The organism is Corynebacterium sp. 122RC1, from assembly GCF_024580955.1.
GTDB classification, from domain to species: Bacteria; Actinomycetota; Actinomycetes; order Mycobacteriales; family Mycobacteriaceae; genus Corynebacterium; species Corynebacterium kozikiae.
The window spans coordinates 114,588-131,213 of sequence record NZ_JANIKD010000001.1; the positions used below are offsets into that span (position 1 = coordinate 114,588).

General features: G+C 62.0%; 13 protein-coding genes. 1 reads left to right on the forward strand and 12 read right to left on the reverse strand.

The features are described from left to right. Positions 1–441: 441 nt before the first annotated feature. The 5 genes from rplS to rimM form a co-directional block, all read right to left on the reverse strand. Complete coding sequence (rplS, locus tag NQ050_RS00530) at positions 442–783, reverse strand: 50S ribosomal protein L19 (RefSeq protein ID WP_257037285.1); 342 nt, start codon at positions 781–783, stop codon at positions 442–444. Between the two features lie 214 nt (positions 784–997). Next, positions 998–3,298, reverse strand: coding sequence for a Tex family protein (locus NQ050_RS00535; RefSeq protein ID WP_257037286.1), 2,301 nt, complete (start codon positions 3,296–3,298; stop codon positions 998–1,000). Between the two features lie 28 nt (positions 3,299–3,326). Continuing rightward, a complete protein-coding gene (locus NQ050_RS00540; RefSeq protein ID WP_257037287.1) occupies positions 3,327–3,602 on the reverse strand; it encodes a hypothetical protein in 276 nt (91 codons plus the stop codon). After that, complete coding sequence (trmD, locus tag NQ050_RS00545; RefSeq protein WP_257037357.1) at positions 3,599–4,456, reverse strand: tRNA (guanosine(37)-N1)-methyltransferase TrmD; 858 nt, start codon at positions 4,454–4,456, stop codon at positions 3,599–3,601. The genes NQ050_RS00540 and trmD overlap by 4 nt, the downstream gene beginning before the upstream one ends. Positions 4,457–4,461: 5 nt before the next feature. Then, entirely contained in the window at positions 4,462–4,965 is a 504-nt protein-coding gene (gene rimM / locus NQ050_RS00550) for a ribosome maturation factor RimM (RefSeq protein ID WP_257037288.1), read from the reverse strand. A gap of 36 nt (positions 4,966–5,001) precedes the next feature. Between rimM and NQ050_RS00555 the strand changes: the two genes are divergently transcribed. Beyond that, positions 5,002–5,391 carry a cupin domain-containing protein gene (locus NQ050_RS00555; protein WP_257037289.1) on the forward strand — a complete coding sequence of 130 codons (390 nt, stop codon included), beginning with the start codon at positions 5,002–5,004 and terminating at the stop codon, positions 5,389–5,391. A 60-nt stretch (positions 5,392–5,451) separates the two neighbouring features. Here NQ050_RS00555 and rpsP read toward each other — a convergent pair whose 3' ends face one another. From rpsP to NQ050_RS00590, 7 genes are all read right to left on the reverse strand, one after another. Next, entirely contained in the window at positions 5,452–5,964 is a 513-nt protein-coding gene (gene rpsP / locus NQ050_RS00560; protein ID WP_257037290.1) for a 30S ribosomal protein S16, read from the reverse strand. A gap of 242 nt (positions 5,965–6,206) precedes the next feature. Next, positions 6,207–7,814, reverse strand: a complete 1,608-nt coding sequence (ffh, locus tag NQ050_RS00565; RefSeq protein ID WP_257037291.1) for a signal recognition particle protein — start codon at positions 7,812–7,814, stop codon at positions 6,207–6,209. A 73-nt stretch (positions 7,815–7,887) separates the two neighbouring features. After that, a complete protein-coding gene (locus NQ050_RS00570) occupies positions 7,888–9,948 on the reverse strand; it encodes a [protein-PII] uridylyltransferase (RefSeq protein ID WP_257037292.1) in 2,061 nt (686 codons plus the stop codon). Further along, positions 9,948–10,286, reverse strand: a complete 339-nt coding sequence (locus NQ050_RS00575; RefSeq protein WP_257037293.1) for a P-II family nitrogen regulator — start codon at positions 10,284–10,286, stop codon at positions 9,948–9,950. Before NQ050_RS00575 ends, NQ050_RS00570 begins: the two co-directional genes overlap by 1 nt. Positions 10,287–10,331: 45 nt before the next feature. Then, on the reverse strand, positions 10,332–11,645 hold the full coding sequence (locus NQ050_RS00580) for an ammonium transporter (protein ID WP_257037294.1): 1,314 nt from the start codon (positions 11,643–11,645) through the stop codon (positions 10,332–10,334). Between the two features lie 191 nt (positions 11,646–11,836). Beyond that, complete coding sequence (gene ftsY, locus NQ050_RS00585; RefSeq protein ID WP_257037295.1) at positions 11,837–13,171, reverse strand: signal recognition particle-docking protein FtsY; 1,335 nt, start codon at positions 13,169–13,171, stop codon at positions 11,837–11,839. Positions 13,172–13,224: 53 nt separating this feature from the next. Next, positions 13,225–16,620: a hypothetical protein gene (locus NQ050_RS00590; RefSeq protein ID WP_257037296.1), complete on the reverse strand. Its 3,396-nt coding sequence runs from the start codon at positions 16,618–16,620 to the stop codon at positions 13,225–13,227. Between the last annotated feature and the right edge of the window lie 6 nt (positions 16,621–16,626).

A 16,626-nucleotide genomic window follows, 5' to 3' on the forward strand; every position in this document is an offset into this window, starting at 1 on the left:
CCAAACAGGGAGCCCAGCAGCCCCCGACGTTTTGTAGTGGGCTCTGTGGCCTCTTCTGCGCCGCATGTACACCACTGCCCCGGCGCAACACTTGCCTTCACTTGTTCAACGTGCTGGCCGCAGCCAGCCCAGGTTGTTTTCCCACAGCTCTTGCAGGGTACGGGACGGCACATCTTGCCACTTCCTTTCTGTTTCGCTTCCTGGAAGTTTATACCCCCTGGGGTATATGCGCAAGGGGTGGGTACATGTTGCCCACCGAGCTCCACTTGCATACATTCATGACGGCACCCCAAACCCTTGAGGTGGCGGAGCCTCGGGTAAGGCCGGACTCTGCGAAAAGTCGGCGAAAGTGGGCGAAATAAGGAAAAGCCCCCAACCAAGTGGGCATTTCCACTGGTTGGGGGCATTGTGCACAGTAGCACTAGCGAGTAATCGCGAGTATTAGCGCTTTTCCTTGATCTTGGCTGCCTTGCCGCGAAGTTCGCGCAGGTAGTACAGCTTTGCACGGCGAACTGCACCGCGGGTAACCACATCGATGTGGTCAATGTTTGGGGAGTGCACTGGGAAGGTACGCTCCACACCGATGCCGAAGGAAACCTTGCGGACGGTGAAGGTCTCGCGGATGCCGGAGCCCTGGCGACGAATCACGACGCCCTTGAACACCTGCACACGGGACTTCTGGCCTTCGATCACCTTAACGTGCACGTCAAGGGTATCGCCTGGGCGGAAGTCAGGAATATCGTTGCGCAGGGACGCTGCATCAACCTTGTCAAGAATGTTCATTGAAACAAACCTTTTTCTTTTTGAGGAAAGAGGACCCTAGCGGCACTTCCCCATTGGGGCGCTCGGCCGGTTCATATCCACTACAAATTCAAGCGCAGCCAGCCCCAACAAGAAAGTTGAGGCAGACAACCTGAACATTATTGCATAAGCCCCACGCCAGCGCCAACATCAACACGAACAGGTACTAGCGCCCGAACCCCTAACGCCCGAACCCTTAGCGCCCGAACCCGGCGTTGCGCAGGGCGTCGGCCATCGATCCGCCAGCAGCAGAGCCACTAGAGCCACCAGAGCCGCCGGCACCGCCCCGCGCGCGGCCACGTTCCGCACCCGGTCGCTTCCCTCTATCGCGGACACTCCCCTTCTCCTTCGGCTCGTCTTCAAGCCGCATGCTGAGACTGATCCGCTTCCTCGGCACGTCCACTTCGAGGACCTTGACTTTGACCACTTGCCCGGATCGAACCACCTCATGAGGGTTTGCAACGTAGCGGTTTGCCAGGGCGCTGACGTGCACCAATCCGTCTTGGTGTACGCCCACATCCACGAAGGCTCCGAAAGCCGCAACGTTGGTCACGGTGCCTTCCAGGATCATGCCTTCCTTGAGGTCAGAGATCTTTTCCACACCCTCCTTGAAGGTGGCGGTTTTGAACTCAGGGCGTGGGTCTCTGCCGGGTTTGTCCAGCTCGCTCAGGATGTCGGTGACGGTGGGGATGCCAAAGATGTCGTCGGCAAAGTCAGCAGCCTTCAACCCTGAAATCACACGCGTATTCCCAATGAGCTCAGCCACGCCGAGTCCGGTGGCCTGGGAAATGCGGTGCACCACCGGATAGGCCTCGGGGTGAACTGCGGAAGCATCCAAGGGGTCGTTGCCGCCGCGGATCCTCAAGAAGCCGGCGCACTGCTGGAAGGCTTTGGGACCCAGCCGAGGGACCTTCTTCAAACCGGCGCGGGAGGAAAATGCTCCGTGTTCATCGCGGTAGCGCACAATATTTTCCGCGATGGTGGTGTTCACGCCGGCCACGCGGGCAAGAAGTGCCACGCTGGCAGTGTTGAGGTCCACGCCCACCGCGTTCACGGCGTCTTCCACAACGGCGTCGAGGGTGCGCGCAAGGTTCGTCTGATTGACGTCGTGTTGGTACTGCCCCACGCCGATCGCCTTCGGGTCGATCTTCACCAGTTCGGCCAGCGGGTCCTGGAGGCGGCGGGCAATGGAAACCGCCCCACGCAGGGAAACATCCATCTCGGGGAATTCAGCCGCCGCGATTTCGGAGGCCGAATACACGGAGGCACCAGACTCAGAAACCACCACCGCTTGAGGTGCTTTCCCGCCGGCCTGCTTGATGAGGGCTGCCACTTCACCGGCAAGCTTTTCCGTCTCCCTAGAAGCGGTACCATTGCCCACCGCCAGCAATTCCACCCCGTGTGTGGCACAGGCACCGGCGAGCGACTGCACAGCCTCCGACCAGCGGTTCTGAGGCTGGTGCGGATACACGATGAGCGTATCCAGCACCTTGCCCGTTGAGTCCACCACCGCACACTTCACGCCGTTGCGGTACCCAGGGTCCAGCCCCAGTGTGGCGCGCTGCCCGGCAGGTGCGGCGAGCAAAACGTCCCGCAAGTTGTTGGCAAACACCTCATACGCGGTTGCCTCCGCCTGCTCTTTGAGGCGCATGCGCACGTCCAGGCTGGCGGACACCACGAGTTTCGTGCGCCACGCCCACCCAATCGCCTTGGCAATCCACGGCTGGGAGGTATCCAGGTTGTGTTGGGTGGCGATCATTGCTTCATACAGCGCTTGGTCCCCCTCATCGAAGGTGAGCTGCAGCACGCCCTCATGCTCACCGCGCAGCAGCGCAAGCACCCGGTGGCTGGGCAGCGTGTGGAATGCCTCGCTAAACGCAAAGTAATCCCGGAACTTCGCCCCCTCTTCCTCTTTGCCAGCAACCACTTCAGAACGCAGGGTGCCGTGGGCAAACATGTGCTCGCGAACATTTCCGACGAGTTCCGCATCCGTTGCTAAGCGGTCCACAAAAATAGCCCGTGCTCCTTCGAGCGCCGCTTTCGTATCCGGGTAATCCTTGCTGGTGAAGCTGGCCGCAATATCATTGGGATCCTGGCTGGGCTGGGCGAGGATGGCGTCGAGAAGCTTCTCCAAACCTGCTTCCCTGGCTGCGTCCGCTTTGGTTTTGCGGCGCACCTTGTACGGGAGGTAGAGGTCTTCGAGGCGGGCTTTGGTGTCACATTCTTCAATGAGCGCGCGCAGTTGCTCAGTGAGTTTTCCCTGCTCTTCGATGGCGGCGAGGATCGTCTGTTTTCGTTGCTCGAGTTCGCTGAGGTAGGCGTGGCGCTCGGTGATGAGGCGCAGTTGGGAGTCGTCGAGCCCGCCGGTTGCTTCCTTGCGGTAGCGGGCGATGAACGGCACGGTGTTGCCTTCTTGGAGAAGTTCCAGTGCGGCATGCACCTTGTGGGGCGCTACCTGGAGTTCTTCTGCGATTGTTGCTGCAATGTTGGCACTCATTCCGGCCATTTTAGCCGCGGGCGGGCCGCTAGCGCGAAGACCCGTACCAGTACGCCCCTTGCGGCAGCGCGTCCACAATCACACCAGTACCCAAAGCCGCGTCAGCACCGTCTAACTCAATGCGATACAGGGATTCCGCGATCGGCGGGCGCCCCTCACGCTGCTGAAATTCGTTGACCAGCATGTTGTCCGGCTCACAGGCCATAGCCATTTGAGTGAACTTCGCCCGGGGCAACAGTTCCTGTGCGCGTTGCGCATCCTTCTGTGTGAGCAGTGCGAATACCTCCACGCTCGTTGCCGTCATTGCTGTTCCTCCTCATATTGCTCAAGAAATGCCCGATCCGCTTTGCTGAGTTCCACCTGCTCCAAAAGCTCGGGGCGCCGTTGCAGGGTGCGCAGCAAGGACTGCTGCCTGCGCCACTGCTCCACCAGGGCGTGGTTGCCACTGAACAGGACCTCGGGTACTTCCAGCCCGCGCCAGACCCGCGGCTTGGTGTAGCTCGGTCCTTCCAGCAATCCATCGGAGAAGCTGTCCTCAAGGTGGCTGCGGCTGTTGCCCAGCACACCAGGGATGAGGCGAACCACTGCCTCGGCGATCACGAGTACCGCCACCTCCCCACCGATGAGCACATAATCGCCAATGGAGACTTCGCGCACTCGGTAGCGTTTGGCGGCGTCCTCCACCACGCGCTGGTCAATGCCTTCGTAGCGACCGCAGGCGAACACTATGTGGTCCTCGTTGCTCCACGCTTGCGCGTCCGCTTGGGTAAAGGGCTTGCCCGCCGGCGTGGGCACAATCAACAGGGGCAGAGAGCTATCCTCGCCACCTTCCGCGGCCATGTACCCCTGTTGTGTGATGCCCTGGAGCTCGTCGTGACGCGGCTTGTGCACGTGTGGCACCGCGGAGTGAAGCTGCGCACCCGACGCTTCGCCGCTGGCTACGGCGTCGAGTGCCTGCCCCCAGACCTCCGGCTTCATCACCATGCCGGGGCCGCCGCCGAAGGGTGAGTCGTCTACGGACTTGTGGACATCACTCGCCCAATCGCGCAGGTCATGCACGCCTACCTGGAGGATGCCCTTCTCAATCGCCTTGCCCAACAGCGCGTGGCGAAGCGGGTCGAGGTACTCCGGGAAGATGGTGATGACGTCGAGTTGCACCTTCCTCACAGCTCCAGCAACCCCTCTGGCGGGGTGATCTCCACGACGCCGCGCGCCAAGTCCACCTCCGGGACGATCGCGTGGACGAAAGGCACCAGCGCCTCCTTGCCGCTGGCGAGCCTCACCTCCAAAATCTCCCCGGCGGGCCCGTGCATCACGCCGGTGACCTCCCCGATCTCCTCACCCTGTTTGAGGACCTTCAGCCCTTCAAGTTCGTGATCGTAGAAGCCTTCCTCATCCTCGGGCGTCTCCAGCGGCTCAGCCATGAACTTGGTGCCGCGCAGCGAATCCGCCTGTGTGCGGTCCGGGATCTCCTCAAATTTGATCAGCAGACGCCCCTGGTGAACCCGCGCAGTTTGGATGGTAAGCCGGTGCTCCTTTTTCCCCTGCACGCCCTTGAGCACCTCGCCCAGCGCGAAGCGGATCTCCGGCTCATCAGTAGTGACCTCCACGGCAACTTCACCTTTAATACCGTGCGACTTCACCACACGCCCGATCATCAATTCCATAGGCACCACTCTAGCAACCGCCGCTAGCATGGATTCATGGACACCAACTCACCGGACACTTTCGGCGCCCCGCAGCGCAGCGCCGGCACGTTCACGCTTTTCGACGCCGCCAGCGCCGCTCCCGAGCCACGCCCGGAGCGCCCCGCACCATCCGCAGCCCGCTACCTGGAGGGTGACGGAGCAAACCTTATCCTGTTCACCTTCGCCCCAGGACAGCGCCTGCTTGAGCACAAGGCCGCGCACCCCATCACCCTGCAGTGCATCGAGGGCGAACTGCTCCTGCAATGCCAGGGCGAAACCCACTTGTTGCGCCCCGGCATGGTGGCGCACCTCACCGAGCTCCTCCCCCATGCTGTGACCTGCGAGGAATCCTCTTCCGGCGCAAAGCTCCTGCTCACCATGCTCACCGGGGAGCGGCACCAGTAGGTGGTGGGCACAAAAAATCCCGCAGGATAGACCTGCGGGAAGAATTGTTGATTGGGAGATTTACTCCTCAGAAGCAGCCTCTTCGGTTGCCTCAGCCTCAGCCTCAGCAGCAGGCTCCTCAGCAGCAGCTTCAGCCTTCGCTGCAGCCTCAGCCTCAGCAGCGGCCTTGACCTCTGCCTCTTCCTTGGCCTTGCGGCGCTTCTCGGTGATTGCCTCAGCGGTTGGGCCTTCGTTGGCCTCAGCAAGTGCCTGGTTGAACAGCTCGAGCTTGGAGGTCTTTTCCTCGGCAACCTTCAGGGTGCCCTCTGCGCCCTCGAGGCCCTTGAACTTCTGCCAGTCGCCGGTGACCTTGAGCAGTGCGAGTACAGGCTCGGTTGGCTGTGCGCCAACGCCCAGCCAGTACTGTGCGCGCTCGGAATCGATGCGGATGAGGGAAGGCTCCTGCTTTGGCTGGTAGATGCCGATGTTCTCGATTACCTTGCCGTCACGGCGGGTGCGTGCGTCTGCAATCACCACGCGGTACTGAGGGTTACGGATCTTACCCATGCGCTGCAGCTTGATCTTGACTGCCATGTGAAACTCTTTTCTATGTGGTCACTGGGAAGTGCATACCGTAAGCAACACGCCAAAATCTTCCAGCAATGTTGGTGACCTTACGAGGTTCATCCCATTTGTTTGTCCTGCATGTGACGTTGTTGCCGGCCGACCGTAGACGGACTCGGCGTAATGCAGGAATGAACAGTGGTGCCTGGAACTCCAGACAGCCTCAACAACTTTACAGGAGACAGCCGCGGGAACCAACTTCCCGCAAACTTTTATCCCTTCTTCCCTTGGCCGAAGTCCAAGTTATTGAGGTCAATGTTCTCAAAGCCCTTCGGCAGACCCTGGCCGCCAAGCTGCCCGCCAAGCTGTTTCTGCAGTTCAGCCAAATCACCCATGCCACCCATACCCGGCATCTGCGGCATACCCGGCATTCCCGGCATCTGCGGTGCTTGAGGCCTGTTCTTGGCTGGCTTGCGCTTGCCGTTCTTGCCCTTGCGGCCCTTGGGCTTCTTTTTGGTCGCGCTGCGCCCCATCGGCCCCATGCCGAATTGGCTGGTCATCTGCCCCATCATCTTCTTGGCTTCAAAGAAGCGATCCACCAACTGGTTGACGTCGGCAACGCTCACGCCGGAACCGTTTGCGATGCGCTTGCGCCTGGAAGCGTTGAGGATTTTGGGGTTCTCGCGCTCGGCGGGGGTCATGCCGCGGATGATGGCTTGGATGCGGTCGAGCTGCTTCTCGTCCACCATGTCCGCCATCTGCTGCATCTGCTTGCCGCCGGGCAGCATTTTCAGGATGTTGCCGATCGGGCCCATCTTGCGAACCATGAGCATTTGGTTGAGGAAGTCATCCAGGGTGAGTTCACCTGAGTGGAGCTTCGCCGCGGTTTGCAGTGCCTGTTCTTGGTCGAGTGTCTTTTCGGCCTGCTCGATGAGGGTAAGGACGTCGCCCATGCCCAAAATACGGCTTGCCATGCGCTCGGGGTGGAAAACGTCAAAGTCTTCCAACTTCTCGCCCGTGGAGGCGAACATGATGGGCTTGCCGGTGACTTCGCGGATGGAAAGGGCCGCACCACCGCGTGCGTCGCCGTCGAGCTTAGTGAGCACCACGCCGGTGAAGTCCACGCCGTCGCGGAATGCCTCCGCGGTGTTCACGGCGTCCTGGCCGATCATCGCGTCGATCACGAAGAGCACTTCGTCTGGGTTCACGGCGTCGCGGATGTTGCGGGCTTGAGCCATCAGCTCTTCGTCGATACCCAAGCGGCCGGCGGTGTCCACGATCACCACGTCATGCTGCGTGCGCCGCGCCTCTTCAATACCAGCCTGCGCCACTGCCACTGGATCTCCGTGGGAGGTGCCCATCTCGTGATCATTGGAGTCAAGGGAGGTGCCTGGATCAGGGGCGAAGGTGGGCACACCCGCGCGCTCACCGACGATCTGAAGCTGCTGCACGGCACCTGGACGCTGCAGGTCACAGGCCACCAGCATTGGGGTGTGCCCCTGCTCAGCCAAGTGCTTGGCGAGCTTACCGGCGAGCGTGGTCTTACCGGCACCCTGGAGGCCGGCGAGCATGATGACCGTCGGCGGAGTCTTGGCAAGGTTGATGCGACGGGTTTCGCCGCCGAGGATGCCCGTGAGCTCCTCATTCACAATCTTGATGACCTGCTCAGCAGGGTTGAGCGCCTTGGAAACGTCCGCTCCCAGCGCGCGCTCCTTCACCCTGGAGATGAATCCGCGCACAACGGGCAGGGAGACGTCTGCCTCCAGCAGCGCCAGGCGAATTTCGCGTGATACGGCGTTGATGTCCGCTTCCGTGACTTTCCCTTTGCCTCGCAGGCCCCCGAGGGCACTGTTCAGGCGATCAGACAAAGACTCAAACACGCGTTCACGCTCCTAAAAATTTCCCTGTGGTTACCCGTTGCTGGCGCGGGTCAAACATTTCCATGCTATCCGATCAGCGCTGTTTCGGCGAAAGCGCTCGCGCCATCGCGCGCTCCACTTCCGCACGTTGGAAGCCCTCTTCAAGCTCGCAGACCATAATCATCGTGGCACCCGGTGTACTTGAGCGCAGCCAGCGCAGCGGCGGCAAGGCCTTCAGCAACGTGCCAAAGGCCCCCATTCGGTCTTGGGCACGCACCTCCAAAATGGGGCCGTTCCAGAACGTGGCAAACAGCCCCGGCGCGCCCGCCGGAACCGCCGTGTGCACCTTGGAGGCCAGAATCTGCAGGAAGCGCTGCTCGTCAAAGCCTTTGCCCAGCAGGTTGTAGACCTCAAGGCGGGCGCGCACGCTGCCGGAGAAATCCATCTCCACCTTCTCGATGTTCCATTCCATCGCGGCGATCACGGCAAGCAGGCAGTCAAAGTCGGCAAGGTTGCTGCCATGGAAGGTGATCTCGGCGGAGGTGTTCGACGCGGCCAAGAGCCGCACCCCTAAAGGCATGCTCGCGGGGAGCTGGGGTGGCTGTGGCGGGGCTTGATGGAGCTTGCTGCCGGCACCTGCACACAGTGTGGCGGTGCCGTATTGCAGGTTTCGCGACCACACTCCGGGGCCAGTGCCTTGGGCGTCTGCGCGCACGAGCACTTCGAGGAGGTCGAGTGTCAGTGGGTCGTAGTTGAGGGCGTCCAGCAACACTTCGGCTACGGCTTCGCTTTGGTAATCCGTGGTGCTCACCAGTTGCGGGATGAGGGTGTGCTGGGCAACCAGTGTGCGGACCACGGCGGTATCTTGCACGGAGAGGTTGAGTTTCTCTGCCATGCCTGCAACCATCTCTGCCCCCACTTCTTCGTGGGGTCGGTCTTGGCCTTTGCCGATGTCATGAAATAGTGCCGCGAGCATCAGCAAATCCGGGCGGGCCACATGCACACTGTCCTGGGCGCACAGGCTGAGCACCACCAAACTGTGCTGGTCGATTGTGTGGATGTGGATTGGTTCGCGCGGCATCCTTCCGCGGATGTGCTCCCACTCAGGCACGAGCGGCGCCCACAGGCCGTGTTCGTCGAGCTGACTAATCACCTCTGGGGAGCTCAGCAGCGCAAAGAAATCATTGGCCACCACTTCCGGCCACGGTGCACTCAGGGGCGGCAGTTGGCTCAGACGCGCCCAGGTTGGCGCGGAGATAGGCAGGCCCGTGCGTGCGCTCGCTGCGGCCACGCGCAGCAGCAACCCTGGGTCCTCCAAATTGGGGTTGCGCGCCAGCTCAAGCTGGCCTTGGGATTCCACCACGTCCACATCCACTGGACGGCGCACCTTTGCGCGCAGAAACGTCCGCTTGGGCAGCACCCCGCGGGCGGTTTCCAAGGCCTGGTTGAGGGCTTGGTCTACAGTGCGTGCCGCCTGTGCAAGCGCCCGGGATAGCTCGTAGCGATCCTTGAACCCGAGGTCTATCGCCACATCGACAGCGAACTCGGGGTCGAGGACGTCGCGCGCGCGTCCCGCGTGGAGGTGGAGCTTCCTGCGCACGTCGAGAAGCAGCTTTCTCTGTTCGCTGAGATCCGGTTGATCCGCGAGATTTCCCAAGGCCAGCGCCCTGATGAGTTCGATGTCACGCAGCCCCCCGCGCCCGTGTTTGAGGTCGGGATGGGTCATGGCCACCATGGATCCGCTGCGCCGCCAGCGGGCGATCGCGAGGTCTACCACCTGGTCAAAGTTGGCGGCGAGTTGCCTGCGCCACGCTTTGAGCACTTCTTCGCGGGTGGTGCGCGCGAGTTCCTCGTTGCCTGCGATGAAGCGCATGTCCAGCAGTGCGAGTGCGGCGGTGGAGTCTTGGCGCATGATTTCCACGCATTCCAAGGGGGTGCGCACCGCATAGTCCAGGCGGAGTTTAGCGTCCCACACGGGGTACCAGATGTTGGGGTCGATCTCGGTGCCAGGTTCGTGGAGGAGGATGAGGTCTACGTCGGAGTGTTCGGTCATCTCGCCGCGAGCGAGCGATCCAGTGGCAACGAGGCTGGTTCCAATAGGCAAAGCGAGCGCCTGCAACACTGCAAGCGCCCGCGTTTGTGTGTCGGTGGTCACTAGATTGCGGCCTCGCCACGCTCACCCGTGCGGACTCGGACGAGCTCCTCCACGGGGGTAACCCACACCTTGCCGTCGCCGATTTTGCCGGTTTGCGCCGCACGGACTACGGCGTCTACTACGTCGTTCACGGCGGCGTCGGAGACCACTACTTCAACTTTGACCTTGGGGACGAAGTCCACGGCGTACTCGGCACCACGGTAGACCTCGGTGTGGCCTTTTTGCTGACCAAAGCCTTGGATTTCGGAGACGGTCATGCCATGCACCCCGGCCTGCTCCAGTGCATCCTTCACGTCGGTCAAGGTAAACGGCTTCACAATGGCGGTTACCAGTTTCATGTTCTCATCCCTTCCTATTGGCTTGTTGGCCCTATTTTCAAAATCTTATAGCGCTGATGCGGCATCGTCATACGCGGACTCACCGTGCTCTGCGGCGTCGATGCCGCCGAACTCGGCCTCGTCATCTACGCGCCAGCCCATGGTGGCCTTCAGGATTGCCGCCAGCGCCCAGGAGACGAGGCCCGCGAACAGCATTGCCACTACCGCAATCACGATCTGGACGATGAACAACTTGAAGCCGTCCGCACCGCCACCGGTAAGCGCGCCGGCATCGGTGGCCAGCAGGCCCACTCCGACGGTGCCCCACAAACCAGCAACCAGGTGCACGCCCACAACGTCCAGGGAATCATCGAATCCGAAGCGGTACTTCAGGCCCACACCGAATGCTGCGAGCGCACCGCCGATGACGCCCAGGATGAGGGAGGTGACTGGGGTGAGCGCACCCGCAGCTGGGGTGATTGCCACGAGTCCGGCGACGATGCCGGAGGCCGCACCGAGAGAGGTTGCGTGGCCGTCGCGGATCTTTTCCACTGCCAACCAGCCGAGCATTGCTGCCGCGGTGGCCGCGGTGGTGTTCAACCATGCCAGGCCTGCCAGGCCATCTGCGGCGAAAGCGGAACCACCGTTGAAGCCGAACCAGCCGAACCACAACAGCGCTGCACCGAGCATCACGAATGGCAGGTTGTGCGGGCGCTGTGGAACTTTCATGAAATTGCGGCGCTTGCCCACGAGCAGTGCCAGCACCAGGGCGGTGGTACCTGCGGAGATGTGCACCACGGTGCCGCCTGCGAAGTCGATTGGGCTGACCGCCGCCTCGCCATCCACCAGGCCAAACATCATGCCGGCGAGCGAGATCTCACTGTGGGAGAGCAAACCGCCGCCCCAAACCATGTGTGCCAGTGGGAAGTACACAAAGGTTGCCCACAGGCCGGAGAACACCAGCCAGGTGCTGAACTTCACACGCTCTGCCAACGCACCGGAGATCAGCGCGGTGGAGATCACAGCGAAGGTGAGCTGGAATCCAATGTCAATGATGTTGGCGTACCCTGACGCGCCTTCAATGTACGCGCCGGAGGAATCCACGATGGAGTCCTTCAACCCGAAGAACTCGAATGGGTTAGCAAACAGGCCTGCCACGGTTTGCGAGCCGTAGGACATCGACCATCCCCACAGAACGTAAATGACTGAGACCACACCCAATGCGCCGAAGCTCATCATCATCATGTTCAGCACGGACTTCTGCCGTGACATGCCGCCGTAGAAAAATGCCAGCGCCGGTGTCATGAGCAGCACCAACGACGCAGACATCAGCATCCACGCCGAGTTGCCCGAGGACATCAAAATCGCTTCATCAGTCATCGCGATCCTCCTAGAATTCGTTTCCACAAGATCTGTACGCGGATAACTATAGGCCTATAGGAAAGAGTTTCTATAGTTCACTAGGTTTACCATTACCCCCATGAAAGGAAACACCTGTAGAGCTATAGAAAATGGGGGCAGAAAAATACCCCCGCGCACACACGCGGGGGCACCGTCAACGGCGCAATGCGCTAGCCAAGCAGCGCATCCACAAAGCCTTCCACCTCAAACGGGGCCAGGTCATCTGCACCCTCGCCCAGACCCACGAGCTTCACTGGCACACCGAGCTCCTCTTGGACACGGAACACGATGCCCCCCTTGGCTGTGCCGTCGAGCTTCGTGAGTACCACGCCCGTAATGTCCACAACATCAGCGAAGGTCTTTGCCTGGAGCATGCCGTTTTGGCCTGTGGTGGCGTCGAGCACCAGCAGCACCTCATCCACCTTGGCCTTCTTCTCCACCACTCGCTTCACCTTGCCGAGCTGGTCCATTAAGTTGGTGGAATTGTGCAGGCGGCCCGCGGTGTCTACCAGGACCACGTCGGCACCCCGCTCAACACCTTGCGCCACGGCATCGAAAGCCACGGACGCGGGATCGGCCCCCTCAGCGCCACGCACGGTGTGCGCGCCTACCCTGCGGCCCCAGGTTTCTAGCTGGTCGGCGGCAGCGGCACGGAAGGTGTCTGCCGCACCGAGCACCACCGAATGCCCCAAGGAGACGAGCACTCGTGCCAACTTGCCGGTGGTGGTGGTCTTACCGGTGCCGTTCACACCCACAACCAGTACCACCGCGGGCTTGCCCTCGTTCGGCATGGCCTTCACAGCGCGATCCAGCTCGGGGTGGCAAGCCTGCACGAGCACCTCACGCAGCATCTGGCGGGCTTGCTCTTCACTTGCAACACCTCGCTCGGCGATCGTCTCCCGAAGCTGCGTGACCACCTTGTCTGTGATCTGCACACCAAGGTCGGCCTGCAGCAACATCGCCTCGATGTCCTCCCAGGCTTCCTCATCGAGGTCACCCGCGCTGAGGATCCCCAGCACGGACTTACCGAACACATTCTGTGAGCGAGAAAGGCGCCCACGCAGCTTCCCAATCCGCCCCGACGCCGGTGCGATCTCCTCAACGACTGGTTCTGGCTCTGGCGCGGTTTCAGGTTCCGACGCCACCACGTCTGCCACCTCTGCCACCTCTGCAACCTCAGCCTCGGGTTCAGGCTCCACCACTTGTGGCGGGATGACCACTGGTGGCGCAACAACCGGCGGCACCTCCGCGGCCTTTGGCTCCCCAGCAGGCTTGATCTCCTCAGTTACGGGAACAGCCTCTGGGGCTTCGGCTTTCTGGAACTGGAATCCACCTTGCGCTTGGTAATTTCCAGACTTTTCGGCTTGGGTGAGCTCTTTGGTGGGTTCTGTTTTTTCAAAGCTCACCGTGTTCTTCTTGCGCCGGTTCAGGCCCCAGAAAAGGAGGACAATGAGGATGCCTACAACGACGAGCAGTGCGATGAGCAGCACGAGTGTGGAATTCATGCACATAATCATGCCAAATTCCCTGGCACCTTGCCCCTTTTACCTCCTCATCGCTATGCGATGCCGGGTTTCTTCAATGCCAACACGATGGCCTCGCTGGCTACGAGGTCGCTGGTCACAAGGTCGGGCACGAGGTCCGCAAGGCGCGCCCAGCCGGGGGTTGCGGCCTCCAAAGTCTTGTTGGAGGAAATCAGCCCGTGGGCGTGCAGGCGCGCCACGAGCGCGAAGATTAACGAGACCACAGGGGCCAGGGCCCAGAGGTTTTCCTTCGCGTCGGTGTCCACACCGTCGAGCTTGTCAAAGCGGACCCTTGCCAGCGCGTAGAGCACCCGGTCGGTGGAACGCAGTGTGCGCAGCATGGTCACCGCAGCAGCGATGAGGGCGTTTTCCTGGAACAGCTCCACCAGCTCTTCGCGCTTGGTGAACGCCTCAAAAACCGCGAGCAAGCGCGAGCCATCATCCATGAGGGCACCCGGCACGATGTTGCTCTGCGCAAAGAACATCTCCAACAAGGCTTCCTGCTGGGCAGAGTCCATCGCCGCAATGGCCACCGTGGAGGAGTCAATGCAGGCGGTGTCCAAGGTGTCGTCACGGCCCGTGCGCAACGTCTTGAGTAGGTTTGCGCCGGCCACTTGTTCCAGGTGCTCCAACAAAGGCTGGCGTTGCTTGCGCAGGTCAGCATCGAGTTGTTCGGGGTCCATCACCAATTCGTCAAGTTGCCCCAGCAGCGCCAGGGCCGCAACCCATCCGCTGCCGTGCACCGCGCCGCTGCCAAAGCTCGCGCGGACCAACCCCGATTCCACTACCCTGCCGGGCTGTCGCGTGGAGGGAACGAGGGAATCCGCAAGCCCTGCAAGCGCCTGCGCCGGGGCGTTCAGGAAGACCTTGCGCACCGCCTTGACGGCGTCGGCATGCAATGTGCCCGCGCCGATCATGTCCCACAGCAGGGGCATTGCCGCGCCATTGTCAGGCACCTGCTCGCTTTCCCCGGCGAGGAAGGCGGCAAGGCCCGCGAGTGCTGGGTCACTGCCGGCAAAATACCCCGGCTGCTCGAGCGTGACAGCATTCGCCGCCGGTGCCACTGGGGTGACCTGTGTGGCAAAAGGATCCGCCAAGAACGGCTGCACGATGAGCGGCCCGGCATCGCGAAGATCTTCGGGCAACGCCACCTGTCCTTCTGCCGCCGCGAGCGCCCGAGCAGGTTCCCACGGCGCGGTGGCCGGCCACACCCACAAGCTGTACTGCCCCGGCAGACTAATGGCACCGTCCACCAAGCTCAACGTGGGCTCGGGCCCTACCTGCAGGTCAGCGAGCGCAACGGACACCCTCTTGTGAGAGCTGGGGTCCGTCCACTGGATGTCCAGGCGGCCAGTGGGCAGGTTCCCGCTTTGCCCCACCAGCTTGGCAATCGGCGTGTAGTAGGTGGCCATCTGATCCGCCTGTACCTGGTCAGCCTGCCGCAGCCGGGCGCTCGCAAGCGGTGATCCATGCTGGTTGCAGATCGTGATGAGGGCGTCTTTGAGCTCCCCATAGCCACGCACCCGCAGCGTACCTTCCAGATCAATGTCCCTGGGCCGTAGCGCGAGCCTGCTGGCGCGCCACATCCTTGGTTCGTGCAGCGCTGGCAGCTCGAACACCAGCCGTGGCGGGGTGAACCGAAGTGGCAGTTGGTCGCCTTCGTGCGTGGACACCACAAAGTTGGTGGCAGCTTCCTGCGGACCCACCTTGGCCTCAGTCGCTTCGAAAGGCTTGTCCCCGCTCGCCACCTCCAAGCTGACCTCGCTCAACCCACCCGCAGTGGGGATGCGGAAGGCCTTGTTGGCGCCCTGGATCACCACCTGGGTGCGCATGCCCTCCACAATCGCGTACTCATGCCGGAAGGACTCACCACGCGGCCCGCGGAGACGGACATGGTATTCGCCCACCCACGGAGCGTCGTAAAGCGTGGGGTCAAACACCTGAAACGCGCCACCTGTGGCGAGAATCTCCAGTTGTTCGGCAGGGACCACTTCCTCGCCCTCCGCGCCGAGCCCACCGTAGGCGGAGATGGTCAGTTGCCACGTCTCCGCTGCCCCGGATGGCGTGGGCGGAAACTCCGCCACCAGCGACTCCGTATGCACCCGCAATCCCGCGAGCGTGCGCACAAAAGGCACCGGCTGCCCAGGGTGATGGAAAGTCACACGAGCGCGGGTGTCCACGCTGCGCATCCCCACAGCGCCGGCGTGCTCCGCACCCACGCTTTCCGACGCAGCCAAGGCCGCAGCCTCCCGCAAATCCACGCGCCGCAGGGTCCAGCCGGGGAATCCCTCCAGGTCTCCGAGCTCTTCGATGGGCAGTGCGATGCCGCGGACGGGGTCGTGAAGTTGCGTGTCTGCCGGGCAGAGCGCCACCACGCTTGGGTAATGCAGCGAAGCCTTGTCCGTGATGTTCATACCGCGCTCAGTGAACAGCAACAGGGGGGCCTGGTGATCAATCACAGGCACGGTCCAAGTGATTTGGTGGGTCACGTCTTGGACGATGAGCTCGCGCACCGGGGACTCGATGTTGAGGTCCAGCGCCTCGGCAAAACCGGACTCACTGCCCCAGGCAACACCCGTGCGATACACCTTGGTGCTGCCCTCCACATTGACTCGCCAGCTCACCTCGCCGGCAGCCCCGGCCACCTCCTGCTCGGGCAAGCGCAGGTACAGCTTGCGCTTCTGCAGATCCAACAGCACACGGGGACGCAGTTCGCGAGCCGCCACACCCACGGCGCTCAGGCGGTCTGGGGTGTGTGCCGGGCGTTCGCGCAACTCCGCGGCAACTGCCTCCACGATGGATCCGCGGAACTGCTCACGGTGGCGGTCGAACCAACTCTTGGGGTGCGCCAAGCTCAGATCACGAACGCCCGTGACCTGTACCAACACGTTCTGCGCGGCCTCCGGCAACGCGCGCTGGAGTTCCGCGAACATGCTCGGCAGGGTGCTGCGCTGCTTATCCAGATACTCCAGAAGTGGTGCTACCTCGGCGTTGATGAGCCCCGCGTGCAGGCACAGGAGCGTGACCAAATCCAGGCCCTCTTGGCCCGCAAAACCAACCCCTACCGTGCCGAGCAACTCCACCACCAGCTCGGCGTTGAGGCCCTCAACCAACGCCTCCTGGTGTTCCATTTGCAGACCGGCGGCGTACTCCGCGGCGAAGTTGCGCGGGTCCACCACATCGGCCGCGCGGCTCACCAGGGTAATCAGGGTGAGCGCCGGGCTAATCGTGGCGATGTTTGCAAAGCTCGCCCCCGCTGAGATCTGCCTGTCCAGGAAGATGCCGAAGAAGCGCTCGATCCGCTCAAGTTCATCGCTGCGCAACCCGAGCTCATGGACAAGCTCCAATCCCTTGAGTTGCTGCGCAAGGGTGAGCTCATGTTGAGAAGCCCATCCCAGGAGGGAGTCACTTGGGTCAGCGATGTGGTGCACGTGCAC

Bases quoted from the DNA above. Each gene is read 5' to 3' on its own strand.
- NQ050_RS00580 (WP_257037294.1), bottom strand. From the start codon at position 11,645: ATGACTGATGAAGCGATTTTGATGTCCTCGGGCAACTCGGCGTGGATG.
- NQ050_RS00535 (WP_257037286.1), bottom strand. From the start codon at position 3,298: ATGAGTGCCAACATTGCAGCAACAATCGCAGAAGAACTCCAGGTAGCG.
- NQ050_RS00555 (WP_257037289.1), top strand. From the start codon at position 5,002: ATGGACACCAACTCACCGGACACTTTCGGCGCCCCGCAGCGCAGCGCC.
- ftsY (WP_257037295.1), bottom strand. From the start codon at position 13,171: ATGAATTCCACACTCGTGCTGCTCATCGCACTGCTCGTCGTTGTAGGC.
- rimM (WP_257037288.1), bottom strand. From the start codon at position 4,965: ATGGAATTGATGATCGGGCGTGTGGTGAAGTCGCACGGTATTAAAGGT.
- NQ050_RS00540 (WP_257037287.1), bottom strand. From the start codon at position 3,602: ATGACGGCAACGAGCGTGGAGGTATTCGCACTGCTCACACAGAAGGAT.
- rplS (WP_257037285.1), bottom strand. From the start codon at position 783: ATGAACATTCTTGACAAGGTTGATGCAGCGTCCCTGCGCAACGATATT.
- rpsP (WP_257037290.1), bottom strand. From the start codon at position 5,964: ATGGCAGTCAAGATCAAGCTGCAGCGCATGGGTAAGATCCGTAACCCT.
- NQ050_RS00575 (WP_257037293.1), bottom strand. From the start codon at position 10,286: ATGAAACTGGTAACCGCCATTGTGAAGCCGTTTACCTTGACCGACGTG.